At 49.6% G+C, this 20,571-nt stretch carries 20 protein-coding genes and 1 riboswitch; of the genes, 10 read left to right on the top strand and 10 right to left on the bottom strand.

Annotated features, from left to right (window positions below):
* Position 1: 1 nt before the first annotated feature.
* Complete coding sequence (locus H1B31_RS09205; protein WP_185980095.1) at positions 2-958, bottom strand: D-2-hydroxyacid dehydrogenase; 957 nt, start codon at positions 956-958, stop codon at positions 2-4.
* Positions 959-1,118: 160 nt separating this feature from the next.
* Between H1B31_RS09205 and hisG the strand changes: the two genes are divergently transcribed.
* From hisG to H1B31_RS09160, 9 genes are all read left to right on the top strand, one after another.
* The gene (hisG, locus tag H1B31_RS09200) at positions 1,119-1,784 is read left to right on the top strand and encodes an ATP phosphoribosyltransferase (protein WP_185980094.1); all 666 of its coding nucleotides are present in this window, start codon (positions 1,119-1,121) and stop codon (positions 1,782-1,784) included.
* The gene (gene hisD / locus H1B31_RS09195; protein WP_185980093.1) at positions 1,781-3,121 is read left to right on the top strand and encodes a histidinol dehydrogenase; all 1,341 of its coding nucleotides are present in this window, start codon (positions 1,781-1,783) and stop codon (positions 3,119-3,121) included. Before hisG ends, hisD begins: the two co-directional genes overlap by 4 nt.
* The gene (gene hisC / locus H1B31_RS09190) at positions 3,121-4,185 is read left to right on the top strand and encodes a histidinol-phosphate transaminase (protein ID WP_185980092.1); all 1,065 of its coding nucleotides are present in this window, start codon (positions 3,121-3,123) and stop codon (positions 4,183-4,185) included. The genes hisD and hisC overlap by 1 nt, the downstream gene beginning before the upstream one ends.
* The gene (gene hisB, locus H1B31_RS09185) at positions 4,182-4,781 is read left to right on the top strand and encodes an imidazoleglycerol-phosphate dehydratase HisB (protein WP_185980091.1); all 600 of its coding nucleotides are present in this window, start codon (positions 4,182-4,184) and stop codon (positions 4,779-4,781) included. The genes hisC and hisB overlap by 4 nt, the downstream gene beginning before the upstream one ends.
* A gap of 9 nt (positions 4,782-4,790) precedes the next feature.
* A complete protein-coding gene (gene hisH, locus H1B31_RS09180) occupies positions 4,791-5,414 on the top strand; it encodes an imidazole glycerol phosphate synthase subunit HisH (protein ID WP_185980090.1) in 624 nt (207 codons plus the stop codon).
* Positions 5,411-6,133, top strand: a complete 723-nt coding sequence (gene hisA / locus H1B31_RS09175; protein ID WP_185980089.1) for a 1-(5-phosphoribosyl)-5-[(5-phosphoribosylamino)methylideneamino]imidazole-4-carboxamide isomerase — start codon at positions 5,411-5,413, stop codon at positions 6,131-6,133. Before hisH ends, hisA begins: the two co-directional genes overlap by 4 nt.
* 27 nt (positions 6,134-6,160) lie before the next feature.
* Positions 6,161-6,928, top strand: coding sequence for an imidazole glycerol phosphate synthase subunit HisF (gene hisF / locus H1B31_RS09170; RefSeq protein ID WP_185980088.1), 768 nt, complete (start codon positions 6,161-6,163; stop codon positions 6,926-6,928).
* Complete coding sequence (gene hisIE, locus H1B31_RS09165; RefSeq protein WP_185980087.1) at positions 6,928-7,632, top strand: bifunctional phosphoribosyl-AMP cyclohydrolase/phosphoribosyl-ATP diphosphatase HisIE; 705 nt, start codon at positions 6,928-6,930, stop codon at positions 7,630-7,632. Before hisF ends, hisIE begins: the two co-directional genes overlap by 1 nt.
* Before the next feature lie 203 nt (positions 7,633-7,835).
* A complete protein-coding gene (locus H1B31_RS09160; RefSeq protein WP_185980086.1) occupies positions 7,836-9,224 on the top strand; it encodes a pyruvate carboxylase subunit B in 1,389 nt (462 codons plus the stop codon).
* 74 nt (positions 9,225-9,298) lie between these two features.
* On the opposite strand, the gene H1B31_RS09155 is transcribed toward H1B31_RS09160, so the two are convergent.
* The 9 genes from H1B31_RS09155 to H1B31_RS09115 all read right to left on the bottom strand — a co-directional run bounded on the left by H1B31_RS09155 (position 9,299) and on the right by H1B31_RS09115 (position 19,611).
* On the bottom strand, positions 9,299-10,915 hold the full coding sequence (locus H1B31_RS09155; RefSeq protein ID WP_185980085.1) for a nucleoside kinase: 1,617 nt from the start codon (positions 10,913-10,915) through the stop codon (positions 9,299-9,301).
* A gap of 72 nt (positions 10,916-10,987) precedes the next feature.
* A complete protein-coding gene (locus H1B31_RS09150) occupies positions 10,988-11,986 on the bottom strand; it encodes an inorganic phosphate transporter (protein WP_009440157.1) in 999 nt (332 codons plus the stop codon).
* Positions 11,979-12,605: a DUF47 domain-containing protein gene (locus tag H1B31_RS09145; protein WP_009656764.1), complete on the bottom strand. Its 627-nt coding sequence runs from the start codon at positions 12,603-12,605 to the stop codon at positions 11,979-11,981. The genes H1B31_RS09150 and H1B31_RS09145 overlap by 8 nt, the downstream gene beginning before the upstream one ends.
* Before the next feature lie 215 nt (positions 12,606-12,820).
* On the bottom strand, positions 12,821-13,651 hold the full coding sequence (locus H1B31_RS09140) for an ABC transporter ATP-binding protein (RefSeq protein ID WP_185980084.1): 831 nt from the start codon (positions 13,649-13,651) through the stop codon (positions 12,821-12,823).
* The gene (locus H1B31_RS09135) at positions 13,632-14,429 is read right to left on the bottom strand and encodes an ABC transporter ATP-binding protein (RefSeq protein ID WP_009656769.1); all 798 of its coding nucleotides are present in this window, start codon (positions 14,427-14,429) and stop codon (positions 13,632-13,634) included. The genes H1B31_RS09140 and H1B31_RS09135 overlap by 20 nt, the downstream gene beginning before the upstream one ends.
* Positions 14,430-14,447: 18 nt before the next feature.
* A complete protein-coding gene (locus H1B31_RS09130) occupies positions 14,448-16,010 on the bottom strand; it encodes an ABC transporter substrate-binding protein (protein ID WP_009656765.1) in 1,563 nt (520 codons plus the stop codon).
* Between the two features lie 11 nt (positions 16,011-16,021).
* On the bottom strand, positions 16,022-16,834 hold the full coding sequence (gene nikC, locus H1B31_RS09125; RefSeq protein ID WP_006691891.1) for a nickel transporter permease: 813 nt from the start codon (positions 16,832-16,834) through the stop codon (positions 16,022-16,024).
* Positions 16,831-17,775, bottom strand: coding sequence for a nickel ABC transporter permease (gene nikB, locus H1B31_RS09120; protein ID WP_009656773.1), 945 nt, complete (start codon positions 17,773-17,775; stop codon positions 16,831-16,833). Before nikB ends, nikC begins: the two co-directional genes overlap by 4 nt.
* A gap of 149 nt (positions 17,776-17,924) precedes the next feature.
* Positions 17,925-18,154, bottom strand: a riboswitch (cobalamin riboswitch).
* Positions 18,155-18,273: 119 nt separating this feature from the next.
* Positions 18,274-19,611, bottom strand: a complete 1,338-nt coding sequence (locus H1B31_RS09115) for an MATE family efflux transporter (protein WP_226372099.1) — start codon at positions 19,609-19,611, stop codon at positions 18,274-18,276.
* A 159-nt stretch (positions 19,612-19,770) separates the two neighbouring features.
* On the opposite strand from H1B31_RS09115, the gene H1B31_RS09110 reads away from it, so the two are divergent.
* A complete protein-coding gene (locus H1B31_RS09110) occupies positions 19,771-20,529 on the top strand; it encodes an HAD-IIB family hydrolase (RefSeq protein ID WP_185980082.1) in 759 nt (252 codons plus the stop codon).
* Positions 20,530-20,571: the final 42 nt, after the last annotated feature.

Genomic DNA, 20,571 nt, shown 5'->3' with positions numbered 1-20,571 from the left:
GTCAATAGCCACGCAGTTTGTCGACGACGTTCAGCATGCCGATGCGCTGCGGAAAGATTTGCAGATTGTTGCGGAATATCTTGAGCGATCGGTCTAAGTACATGGGAGATATTGCCGAGTAATGCGGCGTAATGAAGAGATTCGGCACGTCCCATAGCGGGGAATCCTCCGGCAGAGGTTCCGTCGTAAAGACATCGAGAGCTGCGCCGCGAATGCGTTTTTCTGTGAGTACCTTGATTAAATCAGCTTCCTCTACGACATCGCCTCGGGACACATTGATGAAAAAGGCATTTTCTTTCATCATGTTGAACGTACGGAGGTTGAACAGTTTTTTCGTCTGAGGTGTCAGTGGCAACGTGACGATAACGTAGTCCGCACAGGACAGTGCATCGGGCAGATGGTCAATGCTGAACAGTTGATCGACAAACGGCTCCGTGGATTCCTTCTGCTTCACAGCCACGATACGCATGCCCATGTTTTTGAGATGTTTTGCAATCTCCCGCCCGATGCTTCCCAGACCGATGATTGCAGCCGTTTTTCCAAACAGTTCATCGGCAGCACTCAAGCGCTTCCATGCGTGTGCCTTTTGATTTTCCCACGCTTCGATGAGACAGCGGCTGGAGGCAAGCATTGTTCCGAGAACGTGTTCCGCCATCGGTATGCCGTGAATGCCGCGCGAATTTGTCAGCAAGATCTCGGATTGAGAGAACGATTTGTCTGAGAGCAGCTTCTCGACTCCGGCACTGTAGGTATGAATCCATTGCAGATGCGGCATACGTGGGAGAAATCTCTCCAAATCCATCTGTGCATCATAGCCCAGCAGGATGTTGACATCGGGAATGTCGTCTCCGAGTTCCGTTGGGCGGATACATCTGACATTGCAGTCGGGATAGCTCTGATACAGAAGTTCTATCTGTTGCTCGCTCAATCTCACCAATGATAGTATTTGAAGTGTCATCTGATACTCCTTTTCATGAGGATGAGTTTTTAGGTTTATATCGTCTATTCGAGATGAGTGCCAAAAATCCTCTTTAAGGAAGCATTGACCTATTACATACAACGTGGTAGTATACATCTGTATTAACTCTTTAATTAACTAAAGGATACAAGGGGATTATATGGAACAACGTATTGATGATTATTTAACGATTGCATTGCCCAAGGGAAAACTGTTTTCGCTATCCACGGATCTGTTTGAGAAGGTCGGGATTACTGCGGAGCATATGAGTGAAAAATCTCGTAAACTCATCATATCAAATGATGCGATCAAAGTGCGGTTCATCATCGCTAAGACTTCGGATGTACCGACTTATGTGGAATACGGTGCTGCAGATATTGGCATCATCGGCAAGGATGTGCTGTTGGAAGCGGGGCAGGATGTCTATGAACTGCTGGATCTTGGATTTGGGAAATGCCGTCTGATGATGGCTGTGCCGCGCAAGGAAAAACGCAGTTGTCTCACGGACTATGCACATACGCGCGTTGCAACGAAATATCCGCATATTGCGGAGAAATTCTTTGCGCAGCAGGGGATGCAGATGGAGTATATCAAGCTCAATGGCTCCATCGAATTGGGACCTATCGTTGGTTTGTCGGAGAGCATTGTCGATATCGTGGAAACAGGGACGACGCTTGTCGAAAATGACTTGGAGGAGATTGTGCATATCATGGATGTAAGCGCACGTCTCATCGTCAATCGAGTCAGCTTCAAGCTGAAATTTGAGCGCATATACGGGATCGTAAATGATTTGAAACGCATTTTGGAAAGTGGGGAAGGCCGATGAATATCGTTTCTGTTGCAGATGTCGGAATGGAGGCGGCAGAACTTCTGCTTAAGAAGAAAGCCTTTGATGAACTCACGCTCAGTGACGGCATCCGCAAGAAGAATCAGGAGATATTTGGAGAAGATCTTTCTGCCACAGAACTCGTTCATCGCATTGTTCAGGAAGTTCGCCATGAGGGAGATCGGGCGCTTTTTCGCTATACCGAATTATTGGATCGCGTGGAACTAACCCATGGTAATCTTATGGTATCGGAGGAAGAGTTTCTGTCTGCAGAGCGTGCTGCCGACCCGAAGATCGTTGCCTCGCTTAAAAAGGCGGCAGACAATATCTTTGCCTATCACGAAGAGCAGAAGCCGCGCTCATGGATGACCTATCGCGCACACGGTTCGATTCTGGGACAGGCAGTCCTGCCTCTCGCACGCATTGGCATCTACGTCCCGGGCGGTACGGCGGCATACCCGTCGTCCGTTCTCATGAATGCAATACCTGCCGTTGTCGCGGGCGTCGAGGAAATTATCATGTCCGTTCCGACAAAGGATGGCGTCATAAATCCGTACGTTCTTGTCGCAGCGCGTCTGCTCGGCGTAAAGAAGATCTTCAAGATCGGCGGCGCGCAGGCAATCGCGGCAATGGCGTATGGCACGGAGAGCGTTCCGCGCGTGGACAAAATTACGGGTCCCGGAAATATCTTTGTGACACTTGCCAAAAAAGAGGTGTACGGCCATGTAGATATCGATATGCTGGCAGGACCGAGTGAGATCCTCATTTTGGCAGATGAAAGTGCCTCCGCTGAATATGTTGCAGCCGATCTGCTCAGTCAGGCAGAACACGATCCTCTCGCATCGAGCATTCTCATCACCACTGATATGGAGTTGGCACAAGAGTCTCTGGCAGAGGTTCGGAAGCAGCTGGAAACGCTGCCGCGCAAGGATATAGCGCGCGCTTCGCTCGAGGGACACGGGCGCATCATCGTCACAGAAAATATGGATCAGGCGATACATCTTGCCAATGTGTCGGGACCGGAGCATATCGAGCTGCTTGTTGGAGATTCGTTCCATATCCTTCCAAAGATTCGCTGTGCCGGTGCGATTTTTCTCGGGCCGTATTCTCCCGAACCGCTTGGCGATTACTTCGCAGGACCGAATCATGTGCTGCCGACAGGCGGGACGGCGCGTTTCTACTCTGTGCTGAATGTGGAGACCTTTATGAAGCGTACAAGTATCATATCCTACACGCAGGAGGCTCTGAATGATGTGAGTGAGGACATCATCTATCTTGCCGAAACAGAAGGGCTTGATGCACATGCGCGTGCAATTCAGATGAGGAGGGGATGCTGATGCTGAACTACCGTGACGGATTGGCAGATATGCCCCTGTACGACACACGCGAACAGGATTGGAACATCAAAGTAAACGCAAACGAATCTAATATAGGGTTGCCGCCGCTGGTTGAAGACCGCGTTATGACACGGCTGTCACGCATTGCATTTCCGCGCTATCCAAACGAAGAATATGATTTGCTCTGTGAGCAGATTGGAGAAGCGTATGGATATCGACGGGAAAACGTCATCATCGGAAACGGTTCCAGTGAAATCATAGAGAAGGTATTCCATGCGTTCGGCGGCAATCAGGAGCATAGGATCGTATATCCCAGCCCGTCCTTTTCCATGTATGCGATCTATGCTGCCGCTGCCGATGCCACAGGTGTACCTGTTCCTTTGCGACCTGATTACCAGCTTGATGTGGAGGCCTTTGTTCAGCAGGTCAATCAAAGCCAGGCATCTCTTGCCGTTATCTGCAATCCGAATAATCCAACGGGGCAGATATTGACAGTGGAGGAAGTCGAATATATTGCATCGCATATATCCTGTGCACTCCTTGTCGATGAGGCGTATGCGGAATTCTGTGAGCACAGCGTCATAGCACTTTTAAAAAAATATCCTCATATGATGGTTGCGCGCACTTTTTCAAAAGCGTACGCACTTGCCTCCTGCCGTGTTGGCTACATGTTGGCACACGAGGATGTGATTGATATGCTTGCGAAGACATACATGCCATATCATATGAATGTGCCGTCGCTGGTCGTTGCAGATACCGTGTTCCAGATGCGGACGGAGTTTGAGCCGCAGATTCAGATGATCTGTGCCGAGCGTGAACGTATGCAGGAACAGTATCAAGCTCTTACAGGCTTGACCGTCTATCCGTCCCATGCGAATTTTCTCCTGATTCATTACGCACAGGCAGAGGCGCTCAATGAAGACCTCATCAGATATGGGATCGGCGTGCGCAGCTTTGGAAAAGCCCCGGGGCTGGAAAATATGCTGCGCATCTCCATCGGACGAGCGGATCAAAATGACGAGGTACATCGCATCATCAAAGCCTTTGTGGAGGGACATTCATGAGCAGACGGTTTGCAGAGATACATCGCACGACAGCGGAAACGGACGTCGCAGTCTCCATTGATCTGGATGGTAGCGGAGTATCTGAGATCGATACGGGCCTCGGTTTTTTTGACCATATGCTCACGCTGTTTGCTTCACATGGGCAATTCGATCTGAATGTCAAATGCGATGGGGACATCGAAGTCGACGGGCATCATTCGATCGAGGACATCGGAATTACGATGGGGCAGGCATTCCACGAGGCCATTGGAGACAAGCGCGGCATATCCCGCTATGGATCGTTTTACCTCCCGATGGACGAGACTCTTGTGCTGGCGGCTCTGGATATCAGCGGACGTCCATTCCTCGTCTACGATCCTGGAGATGCACCCATGGCGCCCATGATCGGCGGATATGATACGGAGCTGACGGAGGAGTTCCTTCGCGCATTCGCGTTTCACGCGGGAATCACACTTCATGTGAAGATCCTATATGGGACGAATTCACATCACAAGGTAGAGGCGGTCTTTAAGGCCGTTGCACACGCACTGCGGACTGCCGTGGGGAAAGATGAGCGACTGGGTGATGCGATTCCGTCTACTAAAGGCGTTTTGTAAGGTGATCCTATGATTACAATTATAAATTATGGGGCGGGGAATCTGTTCAGCGTAGAGAAAGCCTTTTCTGCTTTAGGGGCAGACGTCCGTGTCAGCAGTACGCCTTCGGATATTCTCTCTGCGGACAAAATCGTTCTGCCGGGTGTGGGCGCTTTTGGTGACTGCATGGAGCAGTTGAATGCGTCGGGATTGATTCCTGCCATTCGGGAGGGGGGTGCACGCGGGATCCCACTCCTTGGAATCTGTGTAGGACTTCAAATACTGTTTGAAGGCAGCGAGGAATCCTCGGGCGTAGAGGGGCTGGGACTGCTGCAAGGGAGAGTATCCAGAATTGCTGCCCCGCATGAAAAAATCCCCCATATGGGCTGGAATGCTTTGAATATCGCCGAAAACCATAGGGAAAAAGGCTTGTTTGCGGGAATTCCGCAGGATTCCTACGCGTACTTTGTCCACAGCTATCACGCGCTGCCGAAGGATCGAGCGATTATTTCCTCAACCTGCTTCTATGGCGAGGAGATTACGGCATCCATATCCGCCGGAAATATCATGGCGACGCAATTCCATCCCGAAAAATCGGGGGATATTGGACTGAAGATCATTCATAATTTTATTCATCAGGAGGGAAGCACATGATTATTTTTCCCGCGATTGATCTGTGTGATGGAAAATGTGTCCGCCTGCTCCGAGGAGATTTTGCCCAAGAAACCGTATACAGTGACCGACCTGAGGAAACTGCCCTTCGCTGGGAACGGGAGGGGGCGGAGTTCCTTCATGTTGTCGATCTGGACGGTGCGCTTGCAGGCAAACCGCGCAATACAGATGTGATCAAGAAAATTCTCAGTGCCGTGCAGATTCCGATCGAGGTCGGCGGCGGGATTCGCAGCCTTGAAACGATTGAGAAGACCTTGGAATTGGGTGTACATCGCGTTATTCTTGGCTCTGCTGCCGTGCAGAATCGTGATCTTGTCAAAGAGGCATGTCATCGATATGGTGATCGTATCGCTGTCGGAATTGATGCCAAGGACGGTATTGTCGCCATTGATGGATGGGGCGTATCGGGTGGGATTACAGCCGCTGCGCTTGCAAAAAAACTTGCATCCTTCGGGCTGAAGACCATTATATATACCGATATTTCAAGGGATGGTACGCTCTCGGGCGTAAACATTGAGGCAACGTCCAAACTGGCAGCCGAATCAGGCATCGACATCATCGCATCGGGCGGCGTTCGATCGCTGGATGATATCCATGCACTGAAGAAGTACGAATCGAAAGGGATTGTCGGGGTTATTGCCGGTAAATCCATCTATGAAGGTACGCTTGTGCTGTCTGAGGCGATTGCAGCTGCACGTTGACTGCATTTCGAAAGGATTGGTTTCATCTTGAAGAAAACCTTTGCGAAACGAATTATCCCTTGCCTTGATGTCAAAGACGGGCGCGTTGTCAAGGGCACAAACTTTGTCGGGCTGAGAGATGCGGGCAGCCCGACGGAACTTGCCGAACGCTACGATAAGGAGCGCGCGGATGAGCTTGTATTTCTGGATATTACCGCCTCGAACGAAGAGCGAAACACAATGGTTGAGGTTGTGTCCGACTGTGCCTCGAAAGTCTTTATCCCGCTTACTGTTGGAGGCGGAATTCGCAGTGCAGAAGATATGCATCGTATGCTAAATGCAGGGGCGGATAAGATTTCGGTCAATACAGCGGCGGTGAAGCATCCGGAAATCATTCGCGAGGGAGCATTGCGCTTCGGCAGTCAATGCATTGTTGTTGCGATTGATGCGCGTCGTAGGGGCGCAGACTCGTGGGAAGTCTATATCAACGGCGGCAGGATGCCTACAGGGATAGACTGTATTGCGTGGGCGAAGGATGTTGTCGCGCTTGGTGCAGGAGAGATCCTGCTGACCAGTATGGATGCCGACGGAACAAAGAATGGCTATGACATTGCACTGACGCGAGCGGTCTCTGAGAGTGTGAATGTACCCGTAATTGCTTCGGGCGGCGCGGGTAAATTGGAGCATTTTTATGATGTACTCTCCGAGGGAAAAGCGGATGCCGTACTGGCAGCCTCACTCTTTCACTATGGAAAGTTATCCATAAAAGAAGTAAAGACATATCTAAAATCACGCGGTTTGGAGGTACGATTCTAATGGATATTGACATCTCTGTGATTAAATTTGACGAGCGTGGGCTTGTACCAGTGGTCGTCCAAGAAGAAAATAATCAGGTTCTCATGCTCGCATATATGAATCGCGAGTCTCTTGAGAAAACGATTGAAACAGGCTTTGCGTATTACTACAGCCGCAGCCGCAATAAACTGTGGAAAAAGGGCGAGACATCAGGAAATGTTCAGCGTGTGCAGGAGATCGCGTATGACTGCGACGGCGATACGATTTTGCTGCGTGTAAAGCAGACAGGTGTGTCCTGCCATACGGGGACGTATTCGTGCTTCAGCGGACGCAAACTCTATCGTACAGACGAAAACAGCATCGTTCCGATTGTGCCGGAGGATGAAATGTCCCTGACAGAGATCCTGTCTGATCTCTACCAAGTGATTCAGAGCCGCAGACTGCATCCGGTCGAAGGCTCCTATACGAACTATCTCTTCGATAAGGGACAGGACAAGATTTTGAAAAAGCTCGGCGAAGAGACGGCAGAGACCATCATTGCATCCAAAAACAATATCCGCGAGGATGTACTGTATGAGATGGGTGATCTCTGGTATCACTGTCTGGTACTGCTCGCATATCACAACATGACACCGGAGGATCTGCTCGAAGAATTGAAGCGCAGACACAACGGCGGGAACTATCACAAGTTCGCAGGAAAAACAGGGGTACGTCCGGATATGTAATTTTTCCCGTTCCCTCCCTCCAACTATCCATAATGGTAATTATGGATAGTTGGAGGGAGGGGTAAAATTTAGCGGAAAGCGACATCTAAAAATATGTGAATTTTATAACTTGTCATTGACAATAACGCAATTTGATTCTATAATTTAGATATTGGGTTATATAATTTTTGATTATACTATTTAATCAAGGAGAGTGTTCTTTTATGGCAAAGAATCCGGTCAAAATCACTGAGACTGTCCTCCGTGATGGTCACCAGTCACTGCTGGCAACCCGCATGAGAATTTCGGATATGCTTCCGCAGCTTGCGGCACTTGATGCCATTGGCTACAATTCTCTTGAAGCATGGGGCGGTGCTACGTTTGATAGCTGCCTGCGCTTCCTTGATGAAGATCCGTGGGAGCGCTTGGATATTTTGAAGAAGAATCTCAAAACTCCGATCCAAATGCTTCTCCGTGGTCAGAACCTGCTTGGTTATAATCATTACTCCAATGATGTCGTGGAAAAGTTCGTCCAGAAGGCGTCGGAGCATGGCATTGGTGTATTCCGTATTTTTGATGCTCTCAATGACATTCGCAACCTCAAAGTTGCGATTGACGCGGCACTCAAGTGCCCTGAGAAGCCGCATGTTCAAGGCTGTCTGGTCTATACAATCAGCCCTGTTCACACGAATGAGAGCTTTGTCGAGCTGGCTGTTGAACTCGAGAAAATGGGCTGTCATTCCGTCTGTATCAAGGATATGTCAGGCCTTTTGAAGCCGTACGTGGCAGAGGATCTTGTTAAGAAGCTCAAGGCTGCGGTAAAGATTCCCATTGATCTTCATACGCACTGCACCTCTGGATTCGGTCATGCAACCTATCTGAAAGCGATCGAAGCTGGCGTCGACATCATCGACACAGCTCTCGCTCCCTTCTCCAGCGACACCTCGCAGCCGTGCACGGAGACCATGGTTGCTATGCTCGAAGGAGAGGAGCGCGATACAGGGCTCGACCGTCAGGCGATGACACCGATTTCCAAGTACTTCCTCGGGGTCAAGCAGGATCTCATCAAGACCTTCAACCTCAAGGGTTATTTCGATGTCAACCCGAATGTTCTGGACTTCCAGATTCCAGGCGGAATGCTTTCCAATCTCGCGAACCAGCTCAAGGAAGCCGGTATGGAGGACAAGTATCAGGATCTGCTCGACGAAATGCCGCGCGTGCGCAAAGATGTCGGTTATCCCCCGCTCGTTACGCCGTCCTCTCAGATCGTCGGCACGATGGCAACCTTCAATGTCATGAGCGGCGAGCGCTACAAGATGGTTCCGAACGAGTTCAAGGATCTCGCACGTGGCAAGTTTGGCAGAACGCCGGTCGAGGTTGACCGCAAGTTCTTGACGGATACCCTCCACATTGCGCCCGAGGACATCATTGAGGACTGCTCCATCGAGGATGCAAAGGCAACGACGTTTGCGGAGTTCAAGGAGGAGCTCAAGAACAAGGGCTATATCAATCCGTCGGATGAGGATGTCCTCTCCTACGCGCTCTTCCCGCAGGTTGCAGAGGAGTTCTTCCAGAAGCACTACAAGCCGATCACGGCCTACGTCAAAGAGTAATACGCAGAAGATTGCACTAAAAAAGCTAGGGTTTCATCAAAGAAGCCCTAGCTTTTTTGATATCTATAGAGATGTTATGAAAAGAATACCGATTTACCGATAAATTCTCTGAGGATGGAGTTGTTTGGGATATCGTCAATGGCGGAGATTTCATTGACGTATTGCAGAAAACGAAGGATCAGCCGTGCTTCGGTATACCCCTCTTCCCCACGCTCAATCTCTTCCAAAAGCGGTACAGCATATTTCTTCAAGACGCCGATTTCATAAATCAGTGCAGAATTGAACAAGACATCTGCATCCTCCTGAAATGGAAAGATGTACTTCTCTTCTCCATCTCTGACATCAGGCCATTGACGAATACTCTTGAGTGCTTTTGCACCGCGGAATTGATAGTCGCGTACAAGACGCCGCAGAAAACGCACCTCTGTCGTCGGAATTCGATTGTGTGCATCGATGTTCAGCTGGGTCAATGCGCTGATATAGATCTTATACTTGTTCTTGCGCGGGATATCCTTTGTTAGATATTCATTGAGTCCGTGAATTCCTTCGATAATGATAGGCTGATCGCTGTGAATGGAGAGGAATGCATCTTCCTTCCATTCGCGCATGCCAGTAATAAAATTATACCGTGGAATCTGTACTTCCTGCCCTGCCAGAAGCGCAAGCATATCCTGATTAAACAGCTTCGTATCAAGGGCATCAAGGGACTCATAGTCATACAGTCCCTTTTCGTTGAGCGGTGTATCCTCGCGGTTGAGGAAATAATCATCCAGAGAGATCATCACTGGACGAAGACCGTTGACACGCAGCTGAATGCGAAGTCGCTGCGCAAAGGAAGTCTTTCCGGATGAGGAGGGACCCGCAATCAGGATCAGACGAACATCTTCACGATTGGAAGCAATATGATCTGCAATCTGGGCAATTCGTTTTTCCTGCAGCCCTTCCGAGATTCGGATCAGCTCACCAATGGCTTGCTCCCTATTGATGCGATTCAGATCAGAGATAAAGCGACAGTCCAAAATATCAGCCCATGCTTTAGATTCTGCAAGGATTGAGCCAAACTTAGGCTGACTGACACGCTTTCTGATCTGCCCATGCGTTCTCTCATCCGGTGTTCGGATCAGGACACCAAAGGGCTCATGGTCCAGCTCGAAACGATCCAGATACTTTGTTTCATAAAGCATAGGGCCATATAGATAATCAGTATATTCCTCGCAGGTATATATGCTGATGATATCCTGGGAGAGTTCGGAGAGCAGATTTACTTTACCTGATTGGCCTAGTTTTTGAAAGCGTTCAATCGCTTCTGTTCGTTGAATACTATGCTTGATAATGGGAATATTCTCTGAGATCATTGCGCGCATGGTGCGATCCACTTTTGCAATAAACGCAGGATCAATCTCCCTGCCGGGAAGCTTGATCTCACAATAGAGACCTTTGTTTACCGTAAACTTTGCAATAACCTCGGCATTTTTTTCTATTTTGCTTACTGCAGCAATTAATAGAAAAAGTACAGAGCGCCGATAAATCTTCCATCCCAGTGATGAATTAAGTTCAATAAAACTTATGGTATCGCTTTCGGAGAATGGCGTTTGAATATCACGCACTTCACCATTGAGCTTTACTGCAACGATCGGACTGGAATAGTCCCCCTGTGCTTTTTCAGCCATTTGAATCAATCTTTTTTCCATGATGAATCCCCTTTTCTTTCTCTTTATATAAAAATCCTGCTCATTGGCAGAGCAGGATTTTTCAAATTCATATTATATGAATAACAGAACAAAATGATATGTAATTGCTCCCATAACCGCAGTGCAGGGAATCGTCATCACCCAAGCGACAACCATTTGCTGCGCTACGCCCCAACGGACAGCGTTGATGCGCTTTGCCGCACCAACCCCCATGATCGAGCCGGAAACAACATGTGTGGTGCTGACCGGGAGATGCAAAAGGGTTGCACCGAATATGATGATGGAAGAATTGAGGTCTGCCGCAAATCCAGAAATCGGCTGGAGCTTAAATATTTTTCCGCCAATTGTCTTGATGATACGCCAGCCGCCTACCGCCGTTCCACAGGCCATAGCAGTGGCTGCGAGTACCTTGACATAGGTCGGAACTTCAAAGACATCAATATATCCGCCAGCAAGGAGCGCCAATGTAATAATACCCATTGATTTCTGCGCATCGTTGGAGCCGTGTGAAAACGCCATGGTTGCTGCTGTTAAAATTTGCATTTTCTTAAATTTACCGTTAATCGCCGTAGGTCGAAAACGACCAAAAAAGCGGAATAACAGCAACATAATGACGCATCCCAATGCCATTCCGACAAGTGGGGAAAGAATCAGAGACAGGATGATTTTGCCAATCCCATAAAAGTTCAATCCATCAGCACCGGAGGCAGACATCATGACCGCTCCGATCAGGCCGCCAATCAGGGCATGGGAACTGCTGGACGGTATGCCAAATCTCCATGTAATAATATTCCAGATAATAGAGCCGAAGAGCGCTGCAATCAAAACGTGTTCATCTACATGGGAAGCCGATTTGACAATATCGGAACCAATGGTCTTTGCAACCCCCGTACTATACATAGCACCGAAGAAGTTGAGTACGGCAGCCATGATGATTGCATGCTGCGGATGGATGGCGCGGGTAGAAACGGAAGTAGCAATCGCATTTGCAGTATCGTGAAAGCCGTTGATGAAATCAAATATGAGCGCTAAGAGTATAACCAAAAAAATCAAGAGCTGGAAATCAGGCATATTTCATTACCACTCCCCGCAGCATATCCGCAATGAGTTCACAATGATCCAGCGTATCCTCCAACTGCTCCAAGACATCTTTCCATCGAATCAGTTCGATGGGGTCTTTTTCATTTTCAAAAAGGTAGGCAACCTCACTCCGATAGATGAGATCCCCCTCGCTTTCATAGCGTTCGATTTTGTGGGACGCATCCAGTATTTGGACTTGGTTTTTTCGAATATTTTCGAGATAGGACACTGCACGAACGACCTCTTCTGTAGAAGAGAGAAGGAGCTTCGTTAGGTTGATTGCACCCGGCATGGGCTTCCCCATTCGGTACATATCATAGCGCTGCAAAATCCCTTGCAGGAGGTCGACACCATCGTCCAGATCGTTTGCCAACGCGTATATGTCTTCACGATCAATCGGGGTAATAAACGTGAGATTCAGCTTATCGATGATGCGGTCATTAATGGCATCTGCTTCATGCTCAATGCGATTGATTTCTTCCACTTTCTTGCTTGCTGTAGTGTAATCCTTCATAACATCATCCAGCACCAATGCGCCTGCATGGAAGAATTTTGCACTCTCAAGGAATAAGTCGAAGAATTCGTCATCCTTCTGTTTGAAATTAAACATAAACCCGGATCCTCCCTAAGAAGATGTAATATCGGAGGCATATACAATAAAACTCGCAAGCTAATAATATCATTATTTCAGATTGACAGCAAGATATAAATTGAAAAGCTTTCCGGCTATAATTCAATATTTATCTAAGGCATAGTAAAAGAGCAGCGTATGAGATCGCTGCTCTTCTATCATATAATTTATCTATCTGTCATATTAGTTGCCTGCTATGCAGGGATTTCGAGTTCCGGAACGACAATGCGTGGAGCTTTCCCTTTCGGCAGGAGTGTAAATACGGACGAGAGGAGCTTTTGGGTGTAGGGATGCTTTGCGTGAGCAAGCTCCTGTCCATCCAGCTGCTCCACAACCTTTCCAAAGTACATGACGACAACACGCGTGCATAAACGCGACACGAGTGCAAGGTCATGACAGATGAACAGGATTGTCAGATTTCGTTCCTGCTGAATACGTACCAGAAGCTCTACAATTGTTTCCTGAACGGAAACGTCAAGAGCACTTGTCGCCTCGTCACAGACCAGAATCTCCGGCTCCAATGCCAGTGCACGCGCAATTCCTACACGCTGACGCTGTCCCCCGCTCATATTTGCGGGATAGCGTTCGGCAAAGTCCTCGGGCAGATCGACAAGACGCAGTAGCTCAGCTGCCTTGTCATGTGCGCTCCCTTTGAGGAGTCCGAAGTTCCGCAACGGTTCACAGATGATGTCCTTAATCTTCATTTTCGGATTGAAGGATGTTGTAGGATCCTGAAAGACCATCTGGATATTGCGCCGCATATTGCGGGCACCCTCGCCCTTCAGCCCCGTAATCTCCTTGTCTCTGAAGAAGATTTGACCCTCGGATGGTGCATGAAGCTGCATCAGCGTGCGTACAAGTGTACTTTTTCCACAGCCGCTTTCACCAACAATGCCTAGGATTTCCCCACGATATACGGGAAATGTCACATCGTCACATGCCGTAAGAACTTTGCCGCCCTCAAGGGGGAAGCGTTTAGTGATATGCTCGATGCGCAGGATAATCTCACGCTCCGACTGTGTCATAACGCTCCCCTCCAATCTGTGGTACGGCACGCAGAAGCTCCTTCGTGTAGTCCTTCTGTGCATGTTCAATAACTTCTTCAGCAGTGCCATGCTCAATGACATTGCCGTTCTGCATGACCATGATCTGATCCGACATATAGGCCGCGACACCGAGGTTGTGCGTCACAAGGACAATGGATGTGCCATCCTTCTGGCAGATATCCATCATCTCATTGACGACCTGTGCTTGCGTGGTCACGTCCAACGCGGACGTTGGTTCGTCAGCAAGCAGGAGTGCCGGTTTGAAGAACATCGCCATTGCGACCCCGACACGCTGACGCATGCCGCCCGAGAGTTCAAACGGAAAGCTCTTCATTACATTTGCGGGATTGGACAGATGCATGCGTGCAAGCATATCCTGTGCCTGCGCCGCCGCCTCCTTCGCCCCCATCGTATCATGGGTCTGAATGTACTCGACGAACTGCTCGCCGATGGTACGAATCGGATCCATCATGCTGCCGCTGTCCTGGAAGATCATCGCAGCGGTCTTGCCGCTCACGTGACGCCACTCCTCAGAGCTGCACTTTGTCATATCCTTCCCGTCATAGAGGATCTCGCCCGCCGTTACTCTGCCGACATGCGGCAGGCAGCCGAGCATCGCCCGAATGACGGTGGTCTTTCCGCTGCCGCTTTCGCCGACAATGGTCAGCACTTCCCCGTCCTTGAGGGTGAAGTCCACACCGTGCACCATTTCCGTGCCTTCGTATGCGATTTTTAGCCCTCTCACCTCAATCAACATTCGGGCTTCTCCTCCTTATTACTTCGCAGGTTTGATCTTGTTGGTGATCCAGTAGTAATCTGCCGGATGCATAATCGCACCCGTGATCTTTGTCGAGCTGACGATGTTTGTCTCGGGATAGCCGAGGAACAATGCAGCTCCATCATTCAGCAGAATCTGTTGCATATTGATCATTAGTTGACGGCGCTTTGCACGGTCAAACTCAACAGCAAGCTGTGCGCAAAGTGCATCATATTCTGGGTTGCTGTATCCTGAGCCGTTCTGCGGGTTGTTGCCGTTCACGTTTGTGCGCCAGTACCAATTGAGATAGATCTCAGGATCGCCTGTATTCGCTGTGGTGATGTTGGAAATCAGAAGATCGTACTCGCCATTGATCCCAATTTTGTCGAGCAAATTGTAATCGACAGACTTTACCTTTACGTCGATACCGACCTTCTTGGCATCTGCCTGTACTGCCTCTGCATAGATCGGCAGCTCTGCACGGCTGTTGTAGATGATAAAGTCCACAGACAGCGGTTTGCCGTCCTTATCACGGATGCCATCGCCATCCGTATCCTTCCAGCCTGCCTCGTCGAGAAGCTGCTTTGCACGGTCGACATTGTATGCATTCGGGTCGGTGAGCTGATCGAAGCCATAGTCGAGAGAGGGCGGGACAGGAGCCTTGCCCGGGATGAACGTTCCCTTCAGGATTACCTCATTGTATGCCTTGCGATCTGTCATTGAGATAAATGCAGCGCGTACCTTCGGATCGCCGAGAATCCCCTTCTGATTAATGCGTGCGAGAACCGTACGCAGCGATGCGATACGATCTACATGGAACTTCGACGTATCATTAAAGAGGCCAAGATCACCTGCAGCGATGTTGACCGCCATATCGACTTCTCCCGACTGGAGTGCCATTGCGCGCGTGTTCGGATCGTCGATCGACGGGATCTCGACCGTCTCATAAGGCACTTCGCCACCCCAATAGTTCGGGTTCTTCTTCATGACGGCCTTTTCCTTCACGAAGGACTCGCACACATAGGGACCCGTGCAGATGGGACCCTGTGTTGCGAAGTTGCGCTCCTTCTCACTCTCAACGTCGACAATGAGAAAAAGCGGATCTGCAAGGTAGCCGAGCATGCTCGGTGCAGGTTTATCCGTTGTAATTTTGAGTATCTGCCCGTCTGCAGTCATATTTGTATACGTGAAGAATGTTGCTGCGCGTGTATTCTTTGCAAACGCACGCTCAAGTGATGCTTTGACCGCCTCTGCCGTAAGTGGGCGCCCGTTCGAGAATTTGACATCGCGAATCTTAAATGTCCACGTCAGCTTGTCATCGCTGATTTCCCAGCTCTCAGCAAGCCACGGCTGGATATTCATTTTCTCATCAAACTGAGTTAGTGTCTCGCCCATACCGTAGCGCATGACGACCCATCCGAAGGCATTTTCCGTCGGTTCGAGCGAGTCTGCAAAGTTCGTTACGCCAACCTTCAGCGTCGTCTTGTCCTCTGTCGACTGACCGCCGCCGCATCCCGTCAGCAGTGCAGCTGCCATACAGCCTGTCAGCAGTGCTGTCAGCCATCGTTTTTTCTTTCCCATATGTTCCTCCTTTAATTTGCCTTGCGCGGGTCCATAATATCCCGCAGACTATCTCCCCATAGATTAAAGATTGCAACCACAGAAGCAATTGCAAGTCCTGGGAAAATCATAAGCCAGGGTGCCGTCTGAATCAGCTGACGTCCCTCATTCAGCATGAGTCCCCATTCCGGTGTCGGCGGCTGTGCGCCAAATCCGAGGAAGGAGAGCCCAGCAAGCTCCATCATGAGTGCGCCGATGTCGAGTGCGGCAGTCACAATGATAATCGGTATAATATTCGGCAGGATATGCCGACGAATCATCGCAATCGGTCGTGTACCATTTGTAATTGCAGCAGCTAGGAAATCCTGCTGCTTAACCTTCAGCGTCATACTGCGTGCAAGACGCGCATACTTTGTCCAGCCCACGATAACAACGGCAAGAACAGCGTTGACGGCACTTCCGCCCAGCACACCCGCAATTGCAATTGCAAGCACGATGCCCGGAAATGCAAGGAACACGTCGGTCAGACGCATGATGGCATTGTCGACCTTGCCGCCAATATAGGCGGAGATGACACCAATCAGTGTGCCAAGTCCTGACGAGATGATGACAACTGTGAGCGCCATCGTAATCGAGATGCGCGCACCGTAGAGAATACGCGTAAAGATATCGCGCCCGAGCTTATCTGTACCAAAGTAATGCTCAGCGGATGGCGGCAGGAGCGAATTCTGAATCTGCGACTCATACGGATCGTATGACGAGATCAGCGGCGCACAGATGGCGACAAGCACAATCAACAGGATGATGCCTGTATAGATACGAAACAGCAGTTGATCCCGCATCATGCTTTCGCCCCCTTCCTGAGTCTTGGATCAAGATACGCATAGGATATATCAACGATGAGGTTCACAAACATATAGAGCGTTGCAATCCAGAGGACAAAGCCCTGCAGGAGCGGATAGTCGCGCGCTTCGATCGCACGCACCGCAACACGTCCGATGCCCGGCCACGAGAATACGATCTCGATAACGGCGACACCGCCGAGCAGCCAGCCAATGGAAAGCCCAAGCAGTGTGATAAGCGGCAGGAACGCATTCGGCAGAACGTGACGAAGGAGGATGCGTGTCATCGACATGCCGCGTGCCTTGAGACCCGTGACGTAGTCCTGCCCGAGCTCCTCAAGTACCGCTGTACGTACCTGACGCGTATACTTCGACGACAGCAGGATGGCAAGTGTAAAGGCAGGGAGAATCATACGATCAAGGCTGACCTCGCCGCCTGCAATCGGGAAAAGCCCCAACTTCAGACCAAATACATAGAGCAGAATAAGTCCCACCCAGAAGCTCGGCATGGAGACACCGAGAAAGGTGAAGAATCGTATGACTTGATCCGGCCACCGATTACGATAGAGTGCTGAGATAACTCCTGCCGGAAGTGAGATGATCAGCATCATCACGATTGCCGTTCCCGCAAGAAAAAGTGTTCCCGGCAGATTCTGCAAGAGTTTATCCTGTACCGGAATTTTTGCCGAGTAGGAACGCCCCATATCTCCGTGTACCACACCGTTCAGCCAACTGAGATACTGTTCGTGGAATGGTCGATCCAGCCCCAACTCGTGGCGTGTACGCTCGATGGTCTCTTGTGATACAATCGTATCGCCGGTTTCGAGAATCGCATCCACAGGATCGCCCGGCGCAATGAATGTCAGACTGAACGTCAGAAAACTGACCCCCAACAGGGTAATGATCATCTGCCCCAGACGCATCAGGATCGCTTTTGCACTCAACTCCCCAACTCCTTTGTTGTCATGTAGAAAATAAAACCGCCTGTCTCTTTTAAGACAAGCGGAAGAATGCACATAAAAAATAACGATCTTACGGCACTCCCCTAGCGCTGTAAATCGCGCATCCATCTCCCCATCTCTCGTGAGTCCATCAATGAATCTTATTGCGAGCAGGCTTTCCGGCTCATAGATCGATGCATTCTTCCGCCTTCCCGGGGTTATCCCAGTGACTTTACAGGCACAGGCTCTGCGCCTGTGGAAGAACACTCCCTATTTACGGCTGCGGGACAGCATGGGCATTTCATCCATTTTCCTCTCATCGCTCAACGGAATGCGTATAAAGCTATATTCATCCGTCGACACTCGCAACGTCATGTATTCAATTTTCAATATCAATTCAAACGTAGTATATCCATATTAGATATACTTGTCAATACACCTATTTCAGATTATTGTATTTGGATAGTCAGAAAGTCCCTTGTACTTCATCTTGATTCTTTCTTAACATGGATTCAATGCATGCTTGTAATTTCTTTCATGATATACCTTGCGCAGGAGTATGGCTGCACAGATGGCGCGCATACTCTGATCGAGTGCCAGTGAAAGCCATGCCCCCTCAAGTCCCATATTGTACTTATAGAGGAAAATATAGGTGATAATTGGCCGCAGTACCGTTATGCTGATAAAGGAATAGGCTGCTACCTGTGTTGTCTTTCCGCTTGCGCGCAGAATACCGGCACAGACCATCTGGTACGCCTCGGGAAAACTGACCGCTGCGACGTATGCGATAATCAGGCTGCCAAGAGGAAGGAGAGCTGCATCACGTGCATAGACGGCAAAGATTTCCTCACGCAGTAAGAAGGTTATGAGGAATACAATGATGGAGAAAATCAGACTCCAACGCATCCCTGTCCAGAGATAGCGGCGCCATTCATTCTGCTTGTGGCTGTCTCTGTTGTGTCCGGCGAGAACCGTGCTTGCCTTTCCCATCCCATTGCAGAAGCTGTAATAGAAATCACAGAAGTTCATTGCAATTGCATGGATGGCATACGGAATCGTCCCCAGTTCCGCAACCATGCGGGTGTAGACGACCATGCCAATGCGTTCAAATCCCTGCTCACTGAAGATACCACCGAATACGCTGAGGAATTCACGCAGATAGGCGCGCGTCAGACAATAATTTCCCTGCGCAAAGATGCCCCATGCATAGAGTATACGCAGGGTGAGGTAGAATGACCAAAGTGTTCCGCCGATTGTTCCAAGTGCAGCACCAAGAACACCGAGCTGTGGGAATGGTCCAAGGCCAAAGATCAGGAGTGCATTGAGGATGACGTTGACGACATTCCCCTGTATGTTGATCGAGAGAACACGCATGGACTCGCCTCGCCCGAACATGACCGCCTGCATCAGCGTCGTGACGGATGTGATAAAGACAGCGGGCAGCGTCCAGAGACCGTAGATCATCGCGTCGGAAAGGTAGTCCTGCTGTGCCCCCATCCAGATCAGGATGGAATCAAGATGGATGAAAAATACAATATGTGCAAGTCCAAGAAAAACGACGACTAAGACTATGGTCTTTTTCAAAATATCCCCGTAGGTATCGTGTCGGTCTTGTCCAAACCGTTCTGCAATCAGGATGGTCACAGCTGCCGCCACTGAACGTGCAACGGTGAGCAGGATCATGCGCGGCTGCGTAAAGATGCTGACAGCCGCAATCGCCCCTGCCCCGAGCGTTCCGACCATGATGATATCCGCGTTGCTGAGGAAGATCATAAGCACGCCCTCGAGCGCTGCAGGCAGACCGATCCGCAAATAATTCCTGTCGTAGGATGTCAGCACAATATTATCCCCCATATTTTCCCATGATTCCAAGTCAACAAACTATCACACAATGATAATTCTTGTCAACCATATATGAATATGAATTGACAAGTGACCTGAAATACTGTAGTTTGGTCTTAGCGGGAATATGGAGGATCAATCGGAGGGAGAAAGTCTATGAAAATAGCATTCAGTGATTATGATGGCACATTGTCTGTTCCTCATGAAGGCGTTGCTGCAGAGACGATCACAGCCATTCATGACTGGCGCAGTGCGGGAAATAAATTCGGCATTGTGACGGGGCGGGATTATAGCCTGATCGCGATGGAGACGAGAGCACATAACATTCCTGTAGATTTCTATATCTGCTGCAACGGCGCGGCAATTCATCATACGGATGGTACGCCCCTTATTTCTACACCGCTCTCCCGCGAGGTAATGAAAGACTTTTTCCGCTCGGAACACGTTCGCAGCTACACAGACGGCATGCTCTTTTTTACGCCTGAGCATGCCTATACCTACCGTCTGCGTACGGATGTCCCGTCCTCCTATCTTACGCCGCTGAATACAATAGAGGAGGCACTGCGTCTCAAGGACGTTGTCCAGATGGGGATGCGATTCCGTGACCGAGAAGAAACGCTTGCGGCTTTTGCAGCGATTGATTCGGATTTCCCGAACATATTTACGGGAAATATGAATCGCCAATTTCTTGATCTCAATCGTGCAGGTGTAAATAAAAGTATGGGCATTGCAGATTTTGTCCGTCATATGGGCTGGGAGGCGTACGATCTGTTCATCATCGGAGATGACCGCAACGATCTCGCGATGATCGAAGAATATGGCGGCTATACCGTGCGCCGCGCTCAGCCGTTTATGCACGAGGCGGCGCGTGCGGTCTACGATTCAGTCGGTGCAATGCTGCGCGATTATCTATAAAATAATTACCACTAAAAAAGAACTTCTGCCGAGCAAATTCGA

This window comes from Selenomonas timonae, from assembly GCF_014250475.1.
Lineage (GTDB): Bacteria > Bacillota > Negativicutes > Selenomonadales > Selenomonadaceae > Centipeda > Centipeda timonae.
Note: the sequence above shows the minus strand (reverse complement) of the source record. Positions and strands in the feature narration are given on the sequence as shown.

Bases quoted from the DNA above. Each gene is read 5' to 3' on its own strand.
- H1B31_RS09205 (WP_185980095.1), bottom strand. From the start codon at position 958: ATGACACTTCAAATACTATCATTGGTGAGATTGAGCGAGCAACAGATA.
- hisG (WP_185980094.1), top strand. From the start codon at position 1,119: ATGGAACAACGTATTGATGATTATTTAACGATTGCATTGCCCAAGGGA.
- hisD (WP_185980093.1), top strand. From the start codon at position 1,781: ATGAATATCGTTTCTGTTGCAGATGTCGGAATGGAGGCGGCAGAACTT.
- hisC (WP_185980092.1), top strand. From the start codon at position 3,121: ATGCTGAACTACCGTGACGGATTGGCAGATATGCCCCTGTACGACACA.
- hisB (WP_185980091.1), top strand. From the start codon at position 4,182: ATGAGCAGACGGTTTGCAGAGATACATCGCACGACAGCGGAAACGGAC.
- hisH (WP_185980090.1), top strand. From the start codon at position 4,791: ATGATTACAATTATAAATTATGGGGCGGGGAATCTGTTCAGCGTAGAG.
- hisA (WP_185980089.1), top strand. From the start codon at position 5,411: ATGATTATTTTTCCCGCGATTGATCTGTGTGATGGAAAATGTGTCCGC.
- hisIE (WP_185980087.1), top strand. From the start codon at position 6,928: ATGGATATTGACATCTCTGTGATTAAATTTGACGAGCGTGGGCTTGTA.
- H1B31_RS09160 (WP_185980086.1), top strand. From the start codon at position 7,836: ATGGCAAAGAATCCGGTCAAAATCACTGAGACTGTCCTCCGTGATGGT.
- H1B31_RS09155 (WP_185980085.1), bottom strand. From the start codon at position 10,915: ATGGAAAAAAGATTGATTCAAATGGCTGAAAAAGCACAGGGGGACTAT.
- H1B31_RS09150 (WP_009440157.1), bottom strand. From the start codon at position 11,986: ATGCCTGATTTCCAGCTCTTGATTTTTTTGGTTATACTCTTAGCGCTC.
- H1B31_RS09145 (WP_009656764.1), bottom strand. From the start codon at position 12,605: ATGTTTAATTTCAAACAGAAGGATGACGAATTCTTCGACTTATTCCTT.
- H1B31_RS09140 (WP_185980084.1), bottom strand. From the start codon at position 13,651: ATGACACAGTCGGAGCGTGAGATTATCCTGCGCATCGAGCATATCACT.
- H1B31_RS09135 (WP_009656769.1), bottom strand. From the start codon at position 14,429: ATGTTGATTGAGGTGAGAGGGCTAAAAATCGCATACGAAGGCACGGAA.
- H1B31_RS09130 (WP_009656765.1), bottom strand. From the start codon at position 16,010: ATGGGAAAGAAAAAACGATGGCTGACAGCACTGCTGACAGGCTGTATG.
- nikC (WP_006691891.1), bottom strand. From the start codon at position 16,834: ATGATGCGGGATCAACTGCTGTTTCGTATCTATACAGGCATCATCCTG.
- H1B31_RS09110 (WP_185980082.1), top strand. From the start codon at position 19,771: ATGAAAATAGCATTCAGTGATTATGATGGCACATTGTCTGTTCCTCAT.